This is a genomic window from Pseudoalteromonas sp. EB27 (assembly GCF_001974875.1).
Taxonomy (GTDB): Bacteria; Pseudomonadota; Gammaproteobacteria; order Enterobacterales; family Alteromonadaceae; genus Pseudoalteromonas.
On record NZ_MTQD01000013.1, the window covers coordinates 1 to 22,552 of the forward strand.

At 39.4% G+C, this 22,552-nt stretch carries 16 protein-coding genes and 2 rRNA genes; 12 read left to right on the forward strand and 6 right to left on the reverse strand.

From position 1 onward, the window contains the following. The 7 genes from BW142_RS14710 to BW142_RS14740 form a co-directional block, all read left to right on the forward strand. A 23S ribosomal RNA gene (locus tag BW142_RS14710) occupies positions 1–105 on the forward strand; the annotation flags it as partial. A gap of 150 nt (positions 106–255) precedes the next feature. Beyond that, positions 256–370 (forward strand): 5S ribosomal RNA (rrf, locus tag BW142_RS14715). Between the two features lie 758 nt (positions 371–1,128). Next, positions 1,129–1,923 (forward strand): VOC family protein, encoded by a 795-nt coding sequence (locus tag BW142_RS14720; RefSeq protein ID WP_076925331.1) that lies wholly within the window; start codon positions 1,129–1,131, stop codon positions 1,921–1,923. An 86-nt stretch (positions 1,924–2,009) separates the two neighbouring features. After that, on the forward strand, positions 2,010–2,372 hold the full coding sequence (locus BW142_RS14725; protein ID WP_024600386.1) for a hypothetical protein: 363 nt from the start codon (positions 2,010–2,012) through the stop codon (positions 2,370–2,372). Continuing rightward, positions 2,369–4,702, forward strand: coding sequence for a fatty acid cis/trans isomerase (locus BW142_RS14730; protein WP_076925332.1), 2,334 nt, complete (start codon positions 2,369–2,371; stop codon positions 4,700–4,702). The genes BW142_RS14725 and BW142_RS14730 overlap by 4 nt, the downstream gene beginning before the upstream one ends. A gap of 127 nt (positions 4,703–4,829) precedes the next feature. Beyond that, positions 4,830–6,557, forward strand: a complete 1,728-nt coding sequence (locus BW142_RS14735) for a response regulator (protein WP_076925333.1) — start codon at positions 4,830–4,832, stop codon at positions 6,555–6,557. A 340-nt stretch (positions 6,558–6,897) separates the two neighbouring features. Further along, positions 6,898–8,307, forward strand: coding sequence for an ATP-binding cassette domain-containing protein (locus BW142_RS14740; RefSeq protein WP_076925334.1), 1,410 nt, complete (start codon positions 6,898–6,900; stop codon positions 8,305–8,307). Positions 8,308–8,353: 46 nt separating this feature from the next. On the opposite strand, the gene BW142_RS14745 is transcribed toward BW142_RS14740, so the two are convergent. From BW142_RS14745 to BW142_RS14770, 6 genes are all read right to left on the reverse strand, one after another. Beyond that, on the reverse strand, positions 8,354–9,232 hold the full coding sequence (locus BW142_RS14745) for a TraB/GumN family protein (RefSeq protein WP_076925335.1): 879 nt from the start codon (positions 9,230–9,232) through the stop codon (positions 8,354–8,356). Positions 9,233–9,281: 49 nt separating this feature from the next. Further along, positions 9,282–10,718, reverse strand: a complete 1,437-nt coding sequence (locus tag BW142_RS14750; RefSeq protein ID WP_076925336.1) for a HAMP domain-containing sensor histidine kinase — start codon at positions 10,716–10,718, stop codon at positions 9,282–9,284. Next, complete coding sequence (locus BW142_RS14755) at positions 10,699–11,373, reverse strand: response regulator transcription factor (RefSeq protein ID WP_076925337.1); 675 nt, start codon at positions 11,371–11,373, stop codon at positions 10,699–10,701. Before BW142_RS14755 ends, BW142_RS14750 begins: the two co-directional genes overlap by 20 nt. Before the next feature lie 63 nt (positions 11,374–11,436). Further along, positions 11,437–13,416: an LTA synthase family protein gene (locus BW142_RS14760; protein WP_076925338.1), complete on the reverse strand. Its 1,980-nt coding sequence runs from the start codon at positions 13,414–13,416 to the stop codon at positions 11,437–11,439. Beyond that, a complete protein-coding gene (locus tag BW142_RS14765) occupies positions 13,407–13,778 on the reverse strand; it encodes a diacylglycerol kinase (protein ID WP_024605310.1) in 372 nt (123 codons plus the stop codon). The genes BW142_RS14760 and BW142_RS14765 overlap by 10 nt, the downstream gene beginning before the upstream one ends. After that, positions 13,775–15,445: a phosphoethanolamine--lipid A transferase gene (locus tag BW142_RS14770; RefSeq protein WP_076925413.1), complete on the reverse strand. Its 1,671-nt coding sequence runs from the start codon at positions 15,443–15,445 to the stop codon at positions 13,775–13,777. Before BW142_RS14770 ends, BW142_RS14765 begins: the two co-directional genes overlap by 4 nt. Positions 15,446–15,997: 552 nt before the next feature. On the opposite strand from BW142_RS14770, the gene ilvG reads away from it, so the two are divergent. The 5 genes from ilvG to BW142_RS14795 all read left to right on the forward strand — a co-directional run bounded on the left by ilvG (position 15,998) and on the right by BW142_RS14795 (position 22,536). Then, entirely contained in the window at positions 15,998–17,647 is a 1,650-nt protein-coding gene (gene ilvG, locus BW142_RS14775; RefSeq protein WP_076925339.1) for an acetolactate synthase 2 catalytic subunit, read from the forward strand. Next, positions 17,644–17,889, forward strand: a complete 246-nt coding sequence (ilvM, locus tag BW142_RS14780) for an acetolactate synthase 2 small subunit (RefSeq protein ID WP_076925340.1) — start codon at positions 17,644–17,646, stop codon at positions 17,887–17,889. The genes ilvG and ilvM overlap by 4 nt, the downstream gene beginning before the upstream one ends. Before the next feature lie 103 nt (positions 17,890–17,992). Beyond that, positions 17,993–19,849: a dihydroxy-acid dehydratase gene (gene ilvD / locus BW142_RS14785; RefSeq protein WP_024600393.1), complete on the forward strand. Its 1,857-nt coding sequence runs from the start codon at positions 17,993–17,995 to the stop codon at positions 19,847–19,849. 2 nt (positions 19,850–19,851) lie between these two features. Continuing rightward, complete coding sequence (gene ilvA / locus BW142_RS14790) at positions 19,852–21,405, forward strand: threonine ammonia-lyase, biosynthetic (RefSeq protein WP_024600394.1); 1,554 nt, start codon at positions 19,852–19,854, stop codon at positions 21,403–21,405. 147 nt (positions 21,406–21,552) lie between these two features. Next, positions 21,553–22,536: an ABC transporter substrate-binding protein gene (locus tag BW142_RS14795; protein WP_076925341.1), complete on the forward strand. Its 984-nt coding sequence runs from the start codon at positions 21,553–21,555 to the stop codon at positions 22,534–22,536. Positions 22,537–22,552 lie beyond the last annotated feature (16 nt).

Genomic DNA, 22,552 nt, shown 5'->3' on the forward strand with positions numbered 1-22,552 from the left:
AAGTCTCTGAAGGGCCGTTGAAGACTACAACGTTGATAGGCAAGATGTGGAAGTGGTGTGAGCCATTAAGCTAACTTGTACTAATTACCCGTGAGGCTTAACCATACAACGCCAAACGCGTTTTATGTGATAGTGAAACAAGCGAAGAAGTTAATATGACTAAAGTAGATATTACTTAGAAAGACTTAAAAAATATTATCAGATATTTTCCAAATTCAGTTAGTGCGTAGCGATACGGATTAACGCCCAAATTTGCTTGGTGACAATAGCGTTTTGGACCCACCTGATTCCATGCCGAACTCAGTAGTGAAACGAAACAGCGCCGATGATAGTGTAGCATTTGCTATGTGAAAGTAGGACATTACCAGGCTTCAAATTAAAGAAACCCGTTACAGAAATGTGACGGGTTTTTTGCTGTCTGGGATTTAGTAAATAGCCAAGAGCCCATGCCGAACTCAGTAGTGAAACCAAAGCTTCTACCGATGATAGTGTAGCATTTGCTATGTGGCTCTCCACCGCTGTGGGCACTACGACATTCTACTGCGTAGCGCACCGACTTCAAATTGTAAAAAGCCCGATTCGAAAGAGTCGGGCTTTTTTACGTCTGAAGAAAAGTAAAATGCGCACAATTGATAGACTCTTACACCAACATCCATCACGTAGGGCGAGCTTAGCGACTCCTGACGCTAGAATCACACCAAAATCACTCAATATCTCTGCACGCCGATAAGTATGTAGCATTTCACTGTGACTTTTTACCGCTGTGGGCACTACGACATTCTACTGTGTAGGGCACCGACTTCAAATCATAGAGAGCCCGAATCTAACGATTTGAGCTTTTTACGTCTGCAAAAAATTGATTCAGGGATTCCTCTAGAACGAAGAACTTCTTAGTAAATCATTTATATCAATCAGCAATAATATTTAACCAATTTGAGGGTTTAAACCTGACGCTAAATGCGTTAAAAACCTCATATATGAAACAACTGAATAACGAATTTTTTGCCCTTCTTTTATCGACTCCGCTTAGTTATTGCTCTAATCTCAATTTATGATCTGTTCAATTATGTAGTTTATAAAATGTGACAGAGCTCGTTTAGATAAAATTAGAATAATAAGGGTTTAACAATGAGTGAAATTGATAATCATCCGCATGGTATTTTTTGTTGGTCAGAACTTTGTACGCACAATTGGAAAGATGGTAAGGCGTTTTATACATCATTATTTGATTGGGGGCATGACGATCAACCTATTGGAGAGAACATATACTACACCATGCTACAAAAGCAAGGTGATGATATAGCCGCTATGTATGAAATGCCTAAAGAGCAAATTAGTGCAGGGATCCCAAGTCATTGGTTGGCTTACATTGCCGTCGATAATGTTGATGACTGTGCGCTAAAAGCAAAAGAACTGGGTGCTGAAGTTATTGCAGGTCCTCATGATGTTATGAATGCAGGCCGAATGTTGATGTTAAAAGATCCTGTAGGTGCAACTGTAGCGTTATGGCAAGGCAATGAGCATAAAGGTTGTAAGCACTTAGGTGAATTAAATACATCTTATTGGCATGAGTTAGCAACCAGAGATAGTAAAGTAAGTAGAGACTTTTACTGTACTTTACTAGGATGGGAAAGTGAAATAAAACCAATGGAAGGTATGGACTACACTTTATTCTTAGTGGATGGACAGCCAATTGCTGGCATGCTTGAAATGACAAATGAGTGGCCCGAAGATATTCCTGCTCATTGGATGATTTATTTTGCAGTAGAGAGCTGCGATACAGCAGTAAATAAAGCCGCTAGCTTAGGTGGGCAAGTATGTGTTCCTGCAACAGATATCCCCGATGTTGGTCGTTTTAGTGTTATATGCGACCCTCAAGGTGCTGTATTTTCGGTGATCGAATCTGTTATGGATGACGTTTAAACAACTACATTAGCTTTAGCGTTAATTTACTCGTTAGTTTGCTATAATACGCGCCAATTAAATCGTCAGAAAGTGCAGAGAACGCAATGGAATTTGAACAAGATAGCAATTTAACCCTTCCTTTATTTCTATTAGATGAATCATTAAGCTCTAGAGATTTAGAGCAGCCTGATTTTGAAATATCAATTGGACTTGATGATGAGTTACTTGCTCAAATTTGCCAAAATCCAAGTGAAGATAGCAGTGTAGCTATTACCGTTAGTGGTTATGAATTGCTTATAACGGATTCTCTGTATTTAAGTATATTAGAGCAAGAGCATGATGCGCAGATAACATTAACGCATGGACCTCTTTTAAGTATTGTTTTAAATACTGAAGGTCAGAAAACATTCGTTTCTCCTCAAATGGATATGATGCCCACCTTTGATTTAGGTGACGAGGACGAATGAAAAAAATAATAATAAGTACATTTGTATTAATTATCCTTAGTGGTTGTGCTTACCTAGGTAATGCGCATTACGATGATTTATTTGGACCTGAACAAGCGCAAGAGCGTATCGTTCCACATTCTACTCTTGCTGGAGCTGATTTTTTACAAAATGTAAAACCAGTACTCGATACCCGCTGCGTCGTCTGCCATGGTTGTTATGACGCACCTTGCCAGCTTAAGCTCTCATCCCCTGAAGGAATTGATCGAGGTTTGAGTAAAGAGCTTGTTTACGATGGAACTCGTTTATTGGCAACGACCCCAAGCCGTCTATTGTTTGATGCAACCAATACACAGCAATGGCGAGAAAAAAACTTTACCCCAGTGCTAAATGAGCGCGTGCAAAGTGAAGAGGCTAACTTAGCGGGTAGCGTTTTATTTAATAGTTTAGTGTTAAAGCAAAGTTATGAATTACCAGCTAATGAGGTTTTAGATGATGAATTTGATTTTTCATTAGGGCGTTCGCAAACCTGTGCGACAATGGGAGAGTTTGACCGATTAGCTGACGAGCAACCTCATGGTGGTATGCCTTATGGCTTACCTGGGGTTTCGCGCGAAGAGTTTAATCATTTGCAGAACTGGCTTAAAAGTGGCGGTAAAATGTCACACGTTAAGCCTCCAAGTGAATATGATCAGAATAAAATAAAGGGCTGGGAGGCCTTTTTAAATCAAGATAATTTAAAGTATCAGTTATCAGCACGTTATATTTATGAGCATTGGTTTTTAGCTCATATTTATTTTACATCAGAGAACCCACAAAGCTTTTTTAAACTCGTTCGCTCGAGTACACCTCCTGGTGAGACAATAAAGTTAATAAATACGCGTCGTCCATATGACGATCCTAAAGTTAGCCGTGTTTATTATCGCTTTATGCAAGAGCGTACAACAATACTTTCTAAAACGCATTTACCGCTTGAGCTTAATGAAGCTAAGTTACTGCGTTTATACGAGCAGTTTATTGCGCCAGATTATACTGTCACGCAAATGCCTAGCTATAAAGCAGAGTCGGCTTCTAATCCTTTTAAAACCTTCGAAGTGATCCCTATTAAGTCTAAATATCAGTTTATGCTTGATGAGTCTGAGCTTATTATTATGGGCTTTATAAAGGGGCCTGTTTGTCGTGGTCAGATTGCTTTAAATGTTATAAACGATCACTTTTGGGTGGCATTTGCTGATCCTGATAAGGTTGCGACTCCTGCTGTAGGAGAAATGCTAATGCAACATGAGGAAGCGTTAGAACTTCCTGCTGCAGAAGAAAGTAATGCGTTACCTATTTCTAGCTGGGTTAAATATTCAGTTCGAGAGAAAAAATATTTACAGGCAAAAGTTGAGCTTGCTAACGAAATGTTCAAAGGTGGTGAGCATCTTACAACTGACTTGCTTTGGAAAGGTGATGGGCATAATAAAAATGCTGCGCTGACTATTTTCCGCCATTTTGATAGTGCAACTGTTGTTAAAGGTTTTATTGGTCAAGAGCCTAAAACCACGTGGATACTTGATTATGCGTTATTTGAACGTATTCATTATTTGCTTGTGGCAGGCTTTGATGTATACGGAAATATAGGCCATCAATTGGTTACACGTTTATATATGGATTTTTTACGTTTAGAGGGAGAGCAAAACTTTTTAGCTCTATTACCTGAGCACAAGCGTAATCAAATTAAAAAGCAGTGGTACCGTAATTCACCACCTGACTTATCTAAGTTCTTTAAAAATAACCGAGAATTTAGTCAGCCAAGTGGTATTAACTATAAAACTGATGATCCACAGCATGAGCTATATACTTTGATGAAAGAAGCCTTAGCGCCAGTTTTAAGTGAAAGATACAACTACACTGAAGTACCAAAGCCGTTAAATATAGTAAGTAATATGCCAGCAAAAGCGGTTAACTTATTACCTCAGCTTTCTTTTATACTTGTAAAGCAAGAAGATAATAGCCATAAGGGCTACACTATTATTCATCATAATGCGCACTACAATATATCTAGTTTATTAAACGAAGATGGCCAACGTGCTTATGATGAAGATACCGCGACTATTGTTCCTGGCTTTATCGGTGATTACCCAGCAGCTATTTGGTATTTAAATAACGAGCAACAAGTGAATGCTTTTGCTGAGCAATTACCAATGATGCAAATTGAAGCTGATTATCGCGCTTTAAAAAGTAAATATGGTATTCGCCGCACTCACCCACAGTTTTGGCAATACAGCGATATATTGCACGAAACGGCTAAACAATATCGAGGTATAGAATATGGAATGTTTGACTATAATCGATTAGAGAACCGTTAACGCCTACCTTAATATGCCCAGTTTTTGCTGGGCTTTTTATTGCTTATTAACTTAAAAACATAATTACTCTGACTGATTTTTTGTTTTATAAAATTAGTCTACACTTAAATAAAAAACAGGCTGTTGCATGTTCGATATTATTAAAAGTGTTAGAAAGCGATATCGATGGGCGTTATTGACTATTGCTCTTCTAATCAGTGGTTCTGCTCTATTGTTACAATATAGCTTTTCCGTTCAAAAGTACGATGCAAAAGTTATTAATATTGCTGGTAAGCAAAGAATGCTGTCGCAAAAAATAGCGTGGCATAGCAATGCTATACTCAACATTAGTAATTACTCACCACTTCATACTGAATCGCTTGAGAAATCTCTCAATACATTTAAAAAATCCCACCAAACATTATTAACAAAAAATTCTGATGGTGAATACATTTATTTAGATTCAGCATTAGTGGATTTATATTTTGGTGCAACTACTGGCTTGGATAAGACCGTATTAGAATATGTAGAACAAACTGAAAGGCTTTTGTATCAAAAAGGTGAGGTAAACCAGTCTCTATTTTCAATAGAGCATGTTGAAACGTTATTAACAAAGCTTGATAAGGCAGTGAGCTTATTTGAATCTCAAGCTGTTAAAAAAGTAAATTGGGTCGCCAACCTAGAGATACTATGCTGGTTATTGGCAATGACATTATTACTTATTGAGTTAAGATTTGTTTTTATACCAATGGAAAAAGAGGTTTCAGACACGCTTTTAGAGCTAAAAAAACAAAAAGATTTTGTTTATCAAACAAGTCAAAATAAAGAACATTTTATTGCCAGAGCTAGTCATGAATTTAGAACACCTTTACAGGGACTTATTACGTCTATTGAGGAATTAGAGGTTTCTGATAAACAGCAAAGCGTTAAAACCCAAGCTAACTATTGCGCGCTTAGGTTAATAGCTATATTAGATGAATTACAAGACTTGCAGGCTTTAAGCGCTGGTAAGTGGGTACCGCATTTTAAAAATGAAAACCTTCTAGAGTCGTGTAATAAAGTACTAATGGCTTACGAGCATGCTTGTCAGCAAAAAGGTCTTAAACTAGTAAGTTATTTAGATGAGTCGTTAAATTTTGTCTGTAAATTGGATCATCAACGGTTTCAGCACACATTAACAGAGTTAATTAGTAACGCTATTAAGTTTACGACTGAAGGTAAAATTACTGTATCTGCTAAGCTATTTAATGACGAGCTGTGTGTAACGGTAAGTGATACTGGCTGTGGTTTTTCGAAAGAGATTACTGAGCTTGAATTTGATTCATTTAAACAAACAAACCACTTCCAAGGGTTAAGAACAGGTCTCACTCGGGTTCAGTATGTTGTAAAAGCTTTGCACGGCGAAATTACTTTTAAAAATAATGAAGTCCATGGAGCGTTGGTATCGTTGAGTTTACCAATAATCGTCAGTAAAGATCCCCCAGAGTCTCGTAAAATAAATGACAAACTAAAATGTTTAGTTGTAGAAGATAACCCATTAAATACCATGTTATTGACCAGAATACTTACTTTGTTAAATTTAACCTATGATTGCGCTGAAAATGGCCAAGTGGCGTGCGATATGGTATGTAAAAATCACTACGATATTATTTTTATGGACTTAAATATGCCAGTAATGGATGGGTTTGAGGCGATTAAAAAAATACGCTCTGAACTTAATAAGGTAACGCCAATTATTGTTATAACAGCAAACACCTCACAAAAAGATATGGAGCGAGTTTATAAATACGGGGCTAACCTTCATATTCATAAACCAATAAATAAACAAGCAATTGAAGATGCATTAAATAGTATTAGCGTTGCTAGGGCGTGTTGATCTTTGGTAGTTGAATTTGCAGCAGACTGTTTGGTTTTTAGGCAGAGCCTATGTAGCGTGGTTATTCCCCATAAATAGGCGATAACGCAGCATAAATACCAAACATGCGCTGCCCATTGGGTTCTTTCTAGGGACGATTAACTCTTTGTTACTCGGTTTTGACTTAGCCCACTAGGTTACAAACCTCGCGCCGCGATTTAATCGCCCCTAGATTGAACAAATTTCAATCCACAAAGATCAATACGCCCTAGTGAAATAAATTAATTTTGCAGATAACAAGCTTGCTAAGCACTTTTAATATACGTTAACTTACTGTTTTAAGGTTTATTAGGAAAAGTTAGTGCAGTCAATTACGCTTGAGCAATTTAATGGTTATTTACAAGGGCAAGGTAAAAGCCGTTACGCTATATGCAACCTAGATTGGCAAGTGAACCTAGGAGAGCATTGGTTGCTTTTAGGTGCTAATGGAGCGGGTAAATCTGCTCTGACAGCTGCGTTAATCGGTGAGGCTAAGTGCGAAACTGGTAAGCGTATAAGTAGTATTAATAAGCTTATGCTCGTGTCTTCTGATTCGCATAAACAGTTACTAGCTCAAGAATTAGAGCATGAAAAGCACAGCCTCGTTAAAGACCTTATTTTTACAGGGCATAGTAATAATGATGAGTTATTAGCGCAGCTAATAGAATTATTTAAATTTAGCTCATTACTAAATAGGCATTTTAGAGACCTTTCAACGGGAGAAACTCGTAAACTCCTACTTATAAAAGCACTCAGCTCCCATAGTGACTTAGTCGTGCTTGATGAGCCATTTCATGGACTCGATGTACAATCGTGCCAGCAACTTAATAAAATACTCATAGAACTTAGCCAAACAATTACTTTTGTTTTTGTACTAAACCGCTTAGACGAAATCCCTTCATTCATTACTCACTATGGCTATGTAAACCAAGGCTGCTTGTTACATACTTTGGCAAAGCCAAGTAGTGAGCAATTAAGTGATTTACTAAAACTACTTCATTTAGAACATACTTCATTGGATATGCCATCTCCTGATACCGAGCAAGAGCAAAAGGCATTCACTGGTAATACCTTAGTTAAATTGAGTAATGCTAAAGTTAGTTATAGTGACGTAAGCATATTCAAAAATCTCAATTGGACTATAAAAAAGCATCAGCATTGGCAGCTCAGTGGAGCGAACGGTTCAGGTAAAACATGCTTATTAAATTTAATAACAGGTGATAACCCACAGTGTTATAACAATGACATTGAAGTGTTCGGTTTTAAACGTGGAACAGGGGAGAGTATTTGGGATATAAAACAGCATATTGGTTTTATATCTAACGCGCTACATATGGATTACCGCGTAAGTATATCGGCTTTAAATACTGTTATTTCAGGATTTTACGACAGCATAGGTTTATATCAAAAACCGAGCGACGCACAAATTAATATTGCTCAGCAGTGGCTGGCATTTATTGGTTTAAGTGATAAACAAAACACCTCATTCACCCAGCTTTCGTACGGCGATCAGCGTATGTTATTAATTGTGCGAGCTATGGTAAAGCACCCAACGTTACTTATTTTAGATGAACCCTGCTTAGGCTTAGATGAAGCAAACAGGCAGCGTGTACTGCTACTAATAGAGAAAATTTGTGCTGCTAATACAAGTACTGTGATTTATGTAAATCATCATGCGGCAGACAAAATTAAAGGAATAGAGAGCTACTTAAAAATGGAAGACTTTCATTAAAAACTCAGAGAAAGGCTGAGCGAAAACTCACTCAACCCATTTTATTTTAAAGACGAGTAACGCTAAAGCCTTTATCTCGAAGTTGTTTAAGTAACCCGTGTTTTTCAGGTAAATGCAGGGCGCCTACAGCAATAAATAGCTGCTCGTTTGCTAAACGCGGTGTGAGTTGTTTAACCCAATTATTATTGCGGTTAGTTAGCATTACTTGCTCGCTAATTTCACCGTAATTACTGTCATCAAAACTCATGTTGTAGTAATCGGTTAGTGTGTCCATGTCACCGCTTTTCCACGCATTAACTAACTTGATAAAGTAAGTATTAATATCGGCGAGTTGCTCAAAGGTTTCTTCAATCATTTCATTGCTTAATAGTGCCATACCATCAAACATTTGTAGTTGTTGTTCTAGGGTTTCAAGCTCGCCAATTTTAATATTATGCTCTTTAGCATAACTAAGCACTTGCTTATCTATGCCGGTTTTATCCGAATAACCTGCATTTTGAAATTCAATTTGCATCATAGTTACCATAACAGCCCAAGGCTTTAAGCCATTAAACATAGCAATATCAATCGACTTTTTAGCAAAGTAATCTTTTAACTTGGTATAATTTTTTTTTGAAAGCTCAGTTTGCAACGTTTTACCGTCACTTAGCATCATAAATGGCATTGAGCGCTGCTGCATCTCAAGGGGAGTAAGTTTGCTTATATCAACTTCAACAATCACTTCTTTGCTTGCACTAATTGCATCGGTTACATTTTTAGGTAAGCCTTTCATGCTGGCATCACCAACGTGTACAGTGCCAAACAAGTAAGAGCTGACGCCATTTTTTTCTATTTTATATAAAGCAGGAGCTGCATAGCTGTTAAGGCTAAATGTTATAAGTAATGCCACAATAAAAAAGTGGCTAACACGGATAAGAGCATTCATGGTTTGTCCTTAAAATCTCAAAATTAGTAGTGTAAATACTAACCTAAATTTACTTCAGAGGTAACGTTAATATAAACGTTAGCGTATTGCTTTCGGTATTACTGGCCGTAATAGTAAAGCCATTTAAGTTACATAAGCTCTGTACAATTGATAATCCTAAACCATGGCGCTGGTTATTAGTTCTAGATGAATCTAGCTGATAGAGCGGGTCAAAAATAGCAGTGAGCTGTTCACTACTTAGTGGTTTATTTACTTTGTTACTAACAGAGATGGTCATGTTTGTGCTGTTATTTACGGCAGTTAATTTAATTGGTGCCTCAGAGAGTCCATAAAATAGTGCGTTATCGATTAAGTTACATAAAATGGTATTTAAACTAAATTCGTCAGCATTAAGTGTAAACTCGTCAGTTATCTCATTATTTAAACGCGCTTTAATACTTAGGTGCTTAAAGGTCAGCTCATCAACAATTTGATTTACTAGGTTATTTAGAATGATATTTTGTGCATTTAATTGCATTGCACTGCTACTTGAGCGCTGCAACAGTAATAGGTTGCTAACAATCGTTTTCATACGCTGTGAAATATTAAGCACATCACTGGTATAGGTGTCGCTAATGCGTTTATCGTCAGGGTAGCGAATAGCCACCTCTGAGAGGCTTATTAGTTCAGCTATTGGGGTTTTAAGCTCGTGTGCAATGTCGCTTGTTAGGCGTTTTTCATTACTATAGAGTTGCTGATTAACGGTAATAAACTTATTTAGCTCGTTACGTATAGGTTCTATTTCTTCTACTTTAAAGTCGCTTTCTATTGTTTGCGCAACACCGGTAATATCGAGTAACTTAATTTGGTCGTTTAAGTTGTGTAGCGGGTGTAGGCCTTTATTTACAATACGTGTCACTAAATAGCGCACACCAAACACACCAAGCACACAGGTTAAAATAAAGACCAGATCAATAATAATCAATACTTTATTAAGTTCGGCGGTGGGCGCTGCAATCGCAAGAGTCATGGTATTAAAAACAGCAGAATGAGTAGGGTTTCTATCGTCTTTTTGGGCTACAAAGTGACTTATAAGTGCGCGGCCATCACGCCCGTTAGGAAGCTCGTAATCTATAATTTTAGATTCGTTTATCGGCATTTCTAAAAAAGGCAGGTTAGCATTTTCATAAAGCTCTAATGAGTCCGAGCGCTCAAACACATCACTGCCATGCCATAACTGGTAAAACTCCGTGGCATCGGCTGCTTCATACTCCGACATAAACTCACCAGCAAAATCAAATTCAACCACGTTGTTGTCATCTTCAACTAAGGTTTTTAAGTAGTTAGCTTTGTTAGTTAGAGATTGATTAAACTGATCTTCCACCCAAGTATCAACACTTAAATCAACGGTTAAAAATATGGTGAATAAAATAACTGAGATCACAGCGCTAATATTATTAACGAGTTTACGCTTTATTGAGTGACTTTTATTTTGTTGTTGCGACATAACCAAATCCACGTTTGTTTTTTATCGGGAGTTCGCCATCAATCTGTCTTACTTTTTTACGTATGGTTGAGATGTGTGCTTCAAGCGCATTTTTAGAGAGCATATCAAACTGACCTACCACGGCCTCACTTATAAGCTCGAGCCCTAATACTCGCTCTGGGGCGTTAAATAAGCATTCTATTATTTTGTATTCATTACGCGTGAGCTCAATGGCATGTTGCTTGTAGTGAAGAGTTTTAAGTGACAGATCTAATACGCAATCACCTACGGTAAGGGTATTTTGTTGGTTTTGCAGTGAACCGCGACGAAGTAATGCAAGGACACGAGCATGGAGTTCTTCAAACGAAAATGGCTTAGTTAAATAATCGTCAGCGCCTTTCATAAGGCCGTTAATTTTATCTTGAGGCTCACTTCGTGCCGATAAAATTAGCACTCGGCTTTGGCTATTACTGCTGCGCAGTGCTTGTAAAATACTCATGCCATCAACGCTCGGTAGCATTAAATCAAGTACGAGGAGGTCGTAGTTTCCACTCAGTGCCATACTCAACCCTTCTGAGCCATCACTAGTTTCATCTACGGTAAAACCAAGGTTGCTAAGGCCAACTTGCAAGCTGCGTCTTAATGCTTCAGAGTCTTCAATAACGAGGATTTTCATGTTTACTCGGTTTATAAAAATAGCCTTGTTACTTTAACAAGGCTTTATTATCAAGTCACTTTCTTAATGGTACCAACCATTTGTATAAGCTAAATTACCAAAGTTCGCGTGAGCTAGGGCTTTTTTAACTAGTTGCTCATCGTTTTCACATGGCACAAGCTGGTTATTGCTATACGTATAGGTGGTTGCTGGTTTTTGTGGTTGTAACACCACTACTTTATTATCGTGCATGTAGGCAAAGTTTTTGTCGTATTGCATCATTGCGCGTTGTTTGTTGCCGCTAATTGGCTTTGATAAATCATGACCTATCATAGGGTGCTTACCACTTGCGCCAATTAAAGACAGTAGAGTAACAGGAATATCGAGCTGACTGGCTAGTTGGCTATCTCGTTTATGGGTAATACCTTTACCAAAAATAACGGCCGGGATTTTAAAGTGATCAACCGGTACTAAACTCGCCCCAGATACGCGCGAGTCGTGATCGGCAATAACTATAAATACAGTATCATCCCAGTAGCTCGATTTTTTAGCTTTTTCGATAAACGTGCCTAGTGCATAATCGGCATACTTGGCAGCATTATTACGGGTTTGTTTTTGTTTATCGTACAGCGTTATTTTATCGTCAGGAAAGTCATACGGGCTATGATTAGAGCTTGAAAATATAAGGCTGAAAAAGGGTTTATTTTGTTTTTTAAGCTTAGTAAGTTCTATGTCGGCTTGGTCGTACAAGTCTTCGTCTGATGCGCCCCACGAGCCATTAAAGTCTATTTTTTTAAAGTTATTTGTATCTACAATACTTTTAAAACCGTTGCCTAAAAAGAAGCTTCGCATGTTATCAAAATGGCTTTCGCCGCCATAAATAAACTGCGTGTTGTAATTTTGCTTCGCTAAAAAATCAGCAATGGTAAAAAAGTCGCGTTGTGATTTATCAAGCTTAACAACCGCACGCGAAGGCGTTGGTGTAAACCCTGTAATTACCGCCTCAATCCCACGAACAGAGCGTGTACCCGTAGCGTATAAATTATCAAACCCCCAGCCTTGTTTATAAAGGGCGTCTATATTAGGTGTAAGTGGTAAACCGCCAAGCGTGCCTACATAACGAGCACCTAAACTTTCTTGTAAAATAATGACTAAATTTTTGGGTTTACCTGTATTACTTGCGCCATGAAACGTTTTTGTAGGGGCAGTTACATCACTAAATGCGGCTTGCGTATTTTGCATGTTACTACGCACAATACTAAGCAATTCATCGGTGGGCATTTTACCGTAATAGTCTTGGCTTGATTGCTCATTAGAAAGTTGCTTAACTGCAAACGCGACGCTATAAAGTGAGTTAAGGGTTAAGTCGTTAAGTAAGTGATCAGTAGAAAACGAGACCATGGCGGGGTTAAGTGGTCTGTGCCCTAATGAGTTGCGGGCGCCCAAAATAGTTAAGCATACTAAAACGAGCGCTAAAATTGATTGGTTTAAGCCTGTTAGTGATGACTTGCTTTGCCATTGATTACTAAATACTTTACTTGCAAATTTACAGCTTAAAATAAGTGTTATAACAGCAATAAATACTTCTAACTTATAGCCTGAAAAAATCATTTTTGAGACTTCTTTAGGATAAATTAAATATTCTATAAATAAGCGGTTTGGGCGTAAATCGTACTCGTTTATAAACGTAGGCGTAATCACTTCAAAAAAAACAAGTAAAGCAGACATCGTCACTAAATAAATTTTAATGAGGCCGCGTACTTTATTTTGCCAACCTACGCTTTGCATCAGTAAAGTAAGTAGTAATGCGGGCATAATAATGTAGCTTAGAGTGGCTATATCAACTCTTAAACCACCTATAAATATAGACACCCACGCATGCGATCCAAATACACGCTCCCCTTGCCATACACTTAAACCAAAGCGAGCAAGTGTTAAAAAGCTAAGTGCTAAAACAGCAAATACAACTAAAATCCATACAGGGCCAAGTGCATTTTGTATTTTAGGTATTACTTTAAATATTAGCCTCGTTATTTTAGGTATAAAAGTTAGCTTTATGCCCATAACACAGCCCACCAAATAAGTGCGGCAATTAGCATGGCTATAAACACGCTTGCAGAGGCAATATCTTTAGCTAGCCCCGAAAGCTCATGGTATTCACTGCCAATTCTATCAACTACAACCTCAACTGCCGTATTTACCAGCTCAGCAAACAATACAAAAAGCAGGCTGGCTATAAGCAGTAATTTATCGCTTAGTGCAATCTCTTGTAGCCACACAAACACACCGAGTAACGAAAACAGTGCTAGCTCTTGTTGAAACGCTGCTTCAAATCGACTCATCCATTTTAAGCCGTTAAAAGAATGACTTAAGGTAAAAATAAGGCGCATTAAGCCTTGGCGTTTTATAACGGTTTTATTGCTCATAGTTTTATTTCGCTTGGTGTTGTTTGGCAGCTAGCAAGTAAATCAAGTGATGCCTGATACGTTTTACTTTTAATGCCAATTAAATTTAAAAGGGTGTGAAAAATATTGTTGTGTGAGCGTGTAGCAGTGGTGTCTAAATTAGCCGAGCAGGTATTGGTAATGCGCTGATTATGCTCATCAGCCCACATATAAAGAGGAACATGCGTTTGTGTGCTAGGTGCAAAGCTATACGGAAAACCATGTAAATAAGCCCCAGCTTCGCCAAGTGATTCACCATGATCAGAGACATATAAAAACTGCTTATCTATATTGCTTGGCAGCGCTTTTAATTGCTCAATTACCTGGGCGTTAACAAAGTCGCTGTACGCAATTGTGTTGTCGTAGGTATTAACTAATTCATCGAGTGAGCAGTTTTGAATGTCGCTTCTGTCGCACGTGGGCGTAAATTGCTTAAATTTATTTGGGTAGCGTTTAAAGTAGGTTGGTCCGTGTGAGCCCATCATGTGTAGGACGATAACGGTATTAGCTTGGCTTAAATTAGCGAGTTTGCGCTTAAGCGGAGCAAGCAGTGCTTCATCAAAACAATATTTCCCATCGCAAAGCGCTGATGGGGTGGTTGGTATATCAATATTAACAACACGGGTGCATACGTTTTTACAGCCGCTGTTGTTATCAACCCACAGTACGTCACTGCCAGCTTGTTGTGCTAAGTCAATCAGGTTTTGTTGGTTGTCGGCTGCTAATCGATCAAAGTTATCTTGTGTTTGCAGTGAAAACATACACGGCACAGACACTGCAGTAGCGGTGCCACAAGACACCACATTATTAAAATACGTCACATTATGCTTTTGTGTATAAGGGTTGGTGTTACGCCCATAACCTTGATAAGCAAAGTTTTCTGCTCGTGCGGTTTCACCAACAACCATAACTGTTACGCTGGTGGTGTTAGGCGCAGTAAGAGTGGGTGTTGCATCTATATTTTTAAATTCCATATTGGTATACAGCAGCTGATCGCGCATATATTTATAACCGCTAGAGAGATACTGAAATGGGATGAGTTCTTTTTTTAAAATGCGGTTATTGCGGCCAGTGGCTGCGTAGTCGGCGTAAAAGTTTACGACCACTAAAGCAATTAGTGAGCAGCACGCTACAATAAGTTTTATACGACTAATCGCTTCTTGGTGAGGGCGGGTAAAGTGTATTTTTACTTTGCTTAATATAAAAACAGGTAGCGCACAAAACAGCAGTAGAAAGCCTATGAGCTGCGGATTTAAATAGCTCAGCGCTTCACTTGAGTCTGTTTCGAACGTGTTTTGAATCATCGAATAGTCAAACACGACGCCGTAATTTAATGAGCCGTAAAGCACGGCACTCGAAATTATCAGTAAAAGGTAGTTAATTGGTTTTAGTAACCACCTAACCGACACTATCGAAAAGAAAATAATTAAAAGGCATAACAAAAGTAGCGGGACTGAAAGTAAAAATATCCATGAAAAAGATGCAAGAGAGGTTATGGCGCTAAACGAACCTTGAATAAAAGGAATGTTTATAACTAAACAGTAATAACAGGCAATCATCACTACAAAGGCATTTGCACTACAGTGAATGTAAAACCGTTTGCTACGGTTTGGTTTTTTTTGTGCTGGTGTTTGACTAATTACGTTCATATTTAGGCTCGTTAAAAATAACAACGCCATGCTATGCAACAACACTTAAGAGACGCTTAAGAGAACCTACGCATTACCTGAAGGTGATAAATAATTTTATTTATAAAAATATTCTCAAAAATTAATCAAACCTTAAATAAGGGATATAAGAATAGTGAATTTCTGAGATTAAAATTAGAGCATAAAAAAACCACTACCAACTTATATAGTGAATTTTAAAACCTGATAAATTGTGTTTTAGTCTTTTTGTTAGATTAACTTTGGTGTTGACTTAAAGGGCCTAGCGCGGTACTAATATAAAAAGAGAGCGAAGGAATAACCTTCGCGATAATTGAACAAAATTTGGTATTAATTACATGCTTACAAACGCACTTAACCTAGTCCTGATTATTATCGTGGTGATTATTCCCGCGAGGGCTTCGTAGTGCTTTAAAAACTTAAGCATTAAAGAGCCCTCCGCACTTAACCGTTCGGAGGGCTTTTTAGTTTTAAGGATAAAATTTTTAGCGTAAAAATGTAATTGGGTTGTCACTGAGGAATGAGGGTTTATTAATGACAGGCGCAGAACTAACAATCGACTTATTGGCCAAACACGGCGTAAATGAAGTATTTGGCTACCCAGGCGGAGCTATTATGCCAATTTACGATGCGCTGTATGGCGCGCCAGTCAAACATTACCTTACTCGCCATGAGCAAGGTGCAGGGTTTGCAGCTGTTGGTTATGCTCGCAGTACGCGTAAATTAGGTGTGTGTTTTGCAACATCGGGCCCAGGTGCAACTAACCTAATAACCGCTCTTGCTGATGCAATGATGGATTCAGTGCCATTATTGGCGATCACCGGCCAAGTGCCTACTGCAGCTATTGGTTCAGATGCATTTCAAGAAATAGATGTATTAGGTATGTCGCTTTCGTGTACTAAGCACAGCTACATGGTAGAACGAGCGGAAGACTTAGCAGAAATACTACAAGAAGCTATCCATTTAGCGCAAAGCGGTCGTCCAGGTCCTGTACTTGTCGATATCCCTAAAGATATTCAAATGGCGCAAGTCCCTTTTAAACCTTGGCTAGCAGCTGATGAATACTTACCAGAGTTAGATTTAAAGCAAGTTGCTATTGCTAATCAATTGTTGAGTGAGGCTAAACAGCCTGTAGCGTATGTAGGCGGTGGTGTACAAGCCGCTGATGCGCAAGACGAGTTAATGCAGTTTTTAAATAAAACCCAGATGCCTGCTGTATCAACACTAAAAGCATTGGGCAGTGTATTACCTGACTACGAGCATTACTTAGGCATGCTTGGTATGCATGGAACTCAATCTGCTAATATTGCAGTGCAGGAATGTGATGTACTTGTGTGTATAGGTGCGCGCTTTGATGACCGCGTAACGGGTAACTTAGCTAAATTTGCAGCTAAAGCTAAAGTAATTCATTTAGATATTGATGCCGCTGAAGTAGGTAAGCGTAAACCAGCTAAAGCTTCATTAATTGCTGATTTAAAAACCTCTTTACCCGCACTTGAGTGTTTTGTAACACCTAAAGCGTGGTGTGACACAAACAAAGAAATGAATATTAAGCACGCGTGGCGTTACGACTACCCGGGTGAGAAGGTTTATGCACCGTACTTATTAAACCAACTGAGCCAACGCATGCCAAAAACGGGTGTTGTGTGTTGCGATGTGGGTCAGCACCAAATGTGGGTAGCACAGCACATGAAGTTTAGCCACCCGAGTAATCATTTAAGTAGTGGTGGCGCTGGCACAATGGGCTTTGGTTTACCGGCCGCTATTGGCGCACAAGTAGCACGCCCTGATGACTTTGTTATTACTGTGTCGGGCGATGGTTCAATAATGATGAATATTCAAGAATTAGCCACTATTCGCCGTAATAATTTACCTGTAAAAATATTAATTTTAGATAACCAACGCTTGGGTATGGTTCGCCAATGGCAGGAACTATTTTTTGAAGGCCGTTACTCTGAAACTAACCTTTCGGATAACCCTGACTTTGTTCAATTAGCTGCAGTATTTGGTATTCCAGGGCAAACAATTACCCATGCAAACCAAGTTGATGATGCTATTACTGCATTAGTAAACAGCAAAGGTCCGTACATAGTACATGCCTGTATTGATGATAAAGAAAATGTTTGGCCACTTGTACCACCTGGGGCTGCTAACGACGAAATGATGACGGAGAAAGCAAAATGAAACATAGCCTAACTATTGCATTAAAAAGCCAAAGTATAGCGGTAGAGCGCTTTTTACGAGTGGTGCGTCATCGTGGTTTTGACCTTACGCATTTTCAACTCAATATAGATGATGGTTTATACAATGTAGCCATGACGGTAGATAGTGATAAACCTATTCACCTATTAACAAGCCAGCTAAATAAGCTAGTGGATGTTAAAGAAGTCACTGTACAAAATTTACAGCACCAACAGGCTGTGTAATTGCGAATTAAAAAATAATTTACGAGTAACTGAGACACTCAGTTATTTACCAATTTTAGAATGAGGAATGCCCGCTTTTATTGCGGCAAAAACAGAGGTAACTATGGCTAAATTAAGAAGTGCAACAACAACTGAAGGACGTAAACGTGCAGGCGCAAGAGCATTATGGCGCGCAACAGGTATGACAGACTCTGATTTTGGTAAACCGATTATTGCCGTAGTTAACTCGTTTACACAATTTGTACCAGGACATGTACACCTTAATCAGCTTAGTGAACTTATGGGTGAGACAATAACCCAAGCCGGTGGCGTTCCTAAAGAATTTAATACCATTGCGATTGATGATGGTATTGCGATGGGACACGGCGGTATGCTTTATTCGCTGCCTTCGCGCGATTTAATTGCTGATTCGGTTGAGTACATGGTAAATGGTCACTGCGCCGATGCTATGATCTGTATTTCAAACTGCGACAAAATCACTCCAGGGATGATGCTTGCAGCACTACGCTTAAACATACCGGTAATATTTGTATCGGGCGGTCCAATGGAAGCGGGTAAAACTAAGCTTGCTAACATCGATATTAAACTTGATTTAGTTGATGCCATGGTTAAAGGCGCTGATGAATCGGTAAGTGATGCAGATTCAGAGCAAGTAGAGCGTTCTGCGTGTCCTACATGTGGTTCGTGTTCAGGTATGTTTACTGCAAATTCAATGAACTGTTTGTTAGAGGCAATAGGCTTAGCACTTCCGGGTAACGGTACCACGCTTGCCACTCATAAAGACCGTAAACAACTGTATGTTGAAGCGGGTGCTCGTATTGTTGATTTATGTCGTGAGTATTATCAAAAAGATAATCAAGATGTATTGCCACGCGCTATTGCCAATAAAACAGCCTTTATGAATGCAATGGTTGTTGATATTGCAATGGGCGGCTCGTCAAATACCGTATTACATTTACTCGCTGCAGCGCAAGAAGCGGGCGTTGATTTTGATATGTCGCACATTGATGCGCTTTCTCGTAAAACACCGTTTTTATGTAAAGTTGCACCAGCAACACCAGAGTACCATATTGAAGATGTCCACCGTGCTGGTGGCATGATGGCAGTTGTTCGCGAACTTGGTAAAGCGGGTTTAGTTGATATGTCGGTTAATCATGTCGCTGGGTCAACGATGGCTGAGCTTGTTAAAAAATGGGATGCAACAGACCCAACTAACGAAGCTGCGCGCAAGTTTTATCGTGCGGGTCCTGCGGGCATTCGTACAACTAAAGCAATGAGCCAAGAGTGTCGTTGGGATGAAGGCGATAATGACCGTGTGAATGGGTGTATTCGAAGCGTTGAACACGCTTATCGCCAAGACGGTGGTTTGGCTGTGCTATCGGGCAACCTAGCCGTTGATGGGTGTGTTGTGAAAAGTGCAGGTGTCGTTGATGAAATGCTGCATTTTGAAGGCACCGCAGTGGTGTACGAATCACAAGATGATTCGGTAGAAGGTATTTTAAATAATGAAGTAAAAGCCGGTGATGTAGTGGTTATTCGTTATGAAGGACCAAAAGGCGGTCCTGGTATGCAAGAAATGCTATACCCAACAAGCTACTTAAAATCGAAAGGCTTAGCTGAAAAGTGTGCCCTTATTACGGATGGTCGCTTTTCGGGTGGTACGTCAGGTTTATCAATTGGTCACGTGTCGCCAGAAGCGGCAAGTGGTGGTGCAATTGCTTATGTTGAAAATGGCGATAAAATCATTATTGATATCGCAACACGCGAAATCACTTTAGCGCTAAGCGATGAAGAACTTGAGGCGCGTAAACAAAAGCAATTAGCACGCGGGAAAATGGCGTACAAACCAGTTGATCGTGAGCGCTATGTGTCGTCTGCTTTAAAAGCCTATGCATTACTTGCAACGAGTGCCGATAAAGGCGCTGTGCGCGATTTAGCTAAATTGGAGGCGCTTAGTTAATTATGGTCTCTCAAGAGCTCGATTATTTTCGCGCTATTATTCAAGCAAACATGGAGCCTTTGGCTAAAGTTACTGAGGTCAGCGAAATGGCTGAACTCAGTAAAAAGCTAGGTAACCATGTTTGGTTAAAGCGTGAAGACCAACAGCCCGTGTATTCGTTTAAATTACGCGGTGCCTATAACAAATTAAATAAATTACCTAAAGGCTCGGTGGTTATCACTGCCTCTGCGGGTAATCATGCTCAAGGGGTTGCATTAAGTGCATCTCACCTTGGGCATCAAGCAACTATTGTAATGCCAGTAACAACACCTGAAATAAAAGTCAGCGCAGTCCGTGCACTTGGCGGTGAAGTTGTATTACATGGCCATCATTTTGATGCAGCAAAAGCATATGCGCTTGAGCTTACAGAGCAGCGTAACGGTATATTTGTCCCACCATTTGATGACCCAGACGTTATTGTTGGTCAAGGCACTGTAGCACGTGAATTAATGCAGCAATTAAACGAGCTTGATGCTGTGTTTATTCCTGTTGGCGGTGGTGGTTTACTTGCTGGTATGGCGGTTTACATTAAATCGTTGCGTCCAGATATAAAAGTAATTGGCGTAGAAGCTGACGAAAGTGCATGTTTACAAGCAGCACTTGAAGCCGGTAAGCCAGTAGAGCTTGATCGCGTTGGTAGTTTTGCCGATGGCGTAGCGGTTAAAATTATTGGTACTGAAACGTTTCGTTTAGCGCAAAAGTTTTGTGATGAGGTTGTTACAGTAACTAGCGACGAAATATGTGCAGCCATGCAGGATATTTTTGTATCTACGCGTGCAATTGCAGAACCATCAGGTGCCCTTGCAACAGCTGGGCTTAAAAAGTGGAGTCAGCAATCGGGATTAAAAGGGTTGCACTTAGCCGCTGTTTTATCGGGTGCTAATTTAAACTTTGATCGTTTGCGTTATGTAGCAGAGCGCACTGCGTTGGGTGAAAAAAACGAAGCGTTATTAGCTGTTACTATTAAAGAAGAAAAAGGCAGCTTTAAGCAGTTTTGTGCTTCTTTAGGTGGCCGTGCTATTACTGAGTTTAACTACCGCTATGCAGGACCTGGTGAAGCGCAGATATTTGTAGGTATTGCCCTGCGCCAAGGCGAGCAAGAGCTCAATGAACTAAAGCAAGACTTAACAAGTAACGACTATCAGTTTTGCGATCTATCAGACAACGAACTCGCTAAATTACATGTGCGTTACATGGTTGGGGGCAAAGCACCAGAGCAATTACATGAACGTCTACTTCGCTTTGAGTTTCCTGAATATCCGGGCGCACTTGCACGCTTTTTAGATACTTTAGGCAGTAATTGGAACATTACCTTGTTTCATTATCGTAATCACGGTGGTTCTATGGGGAATGTACTAGCCGGTTTTGCTATTGAGCCGAGTCAGTATGAGATGTTTAACGAGCATTTAAATCGCTTAGGTTACAGTGTACAAGATGAAACACAAAACCCGTGTTTTACCCAATTTTTAACATCAAAACCGCAAGCAGAAAAAGTCGAAAAACTCGCCTCAGTATAACCCTTCTTTAAAGGCAGGCACCTAACTAGGGTGCTTGCTTTATCACACGTTTTACATATAGTTACAGGTAATCGTCATGCTTTTGAGGACACCTCGTTGCTATTTAAAGGATTAATCATTGGATTGTGCTTTTTTTGCAGCCACATAATGGCGCAAGAATCAGTTACATTACAGTTAAAATGGACACATCAATTTCAGTTTGCCGGTTATTATATGGCAAAGCAAAAAGGTTTTTATAATGATGTTGGCCTTGATGTCACCATTAAACAAGCTAATCCAATGAAACCTGATACTTTTGGTCCTGTTGCAAGTGGTGAAGCGCAATTTGGCGTAGGGCATTCTGGTATTTTGCAGCAGCGCATTAATGGTCAGCCTCTTGTTGCTATGGCTGCTTTACTGCAGTTTTCACCTTATTGCTGGATGGTAAAAGACACCTCTGATATTTTTCACCCACGTGACTTCGTTAATAAGCGTATTACAGCGGTGAGTCTAAAAGATAGCACCGAGTTACTTGTTATGCTTAAACGCAGTGGTGTAGGAGTAGGTAATCTCAAAGTTTACGATGGCGAGAATCCAGCTCAGGCTTGGATTGAAAACAAACTAGATGCTATGCAAGTGTATGTTACTACAGAGCCTTATTATATGACTCAGCAAGGCGTAGCCCATCGGCTTGTTTGCCCACAGCGATATGGAATGGACGTGTATAGCGACATTTTATTTACCAGCGAAAACATGCTTAAAAAAAATCCGCAAACGGTCGAAAAATTCTACCAAGCGAGCTTAAAAGGTTGGCGCTATGCAATGATGAATATGGATGAAGCCATTGCAGTCACCCAGCAAAACTATGCACCGAGCAAAAGCTTTCATCAGCTCGCCTTTGAGGCTGAAGTACTAAAAAGTTATATAACTCCACCCACCACTAGTTTAGGGCATATGTCGATAGCAAAATGGCGCTTAATTGCTGACTTATATGGCATACAGCAAAACGAATTTGACGAAGTAAAACCTCACTTTATTTATAAATACCAAGAACCCGAAAAGATGCAATTATCTTGGATGCTCATAGCCGCTATTTTGGTGAGTATTATTTCAATACCTTTGTATTTACGTCTGATTCTTAGCCAAAAATAACTGTTTAATGAGAACT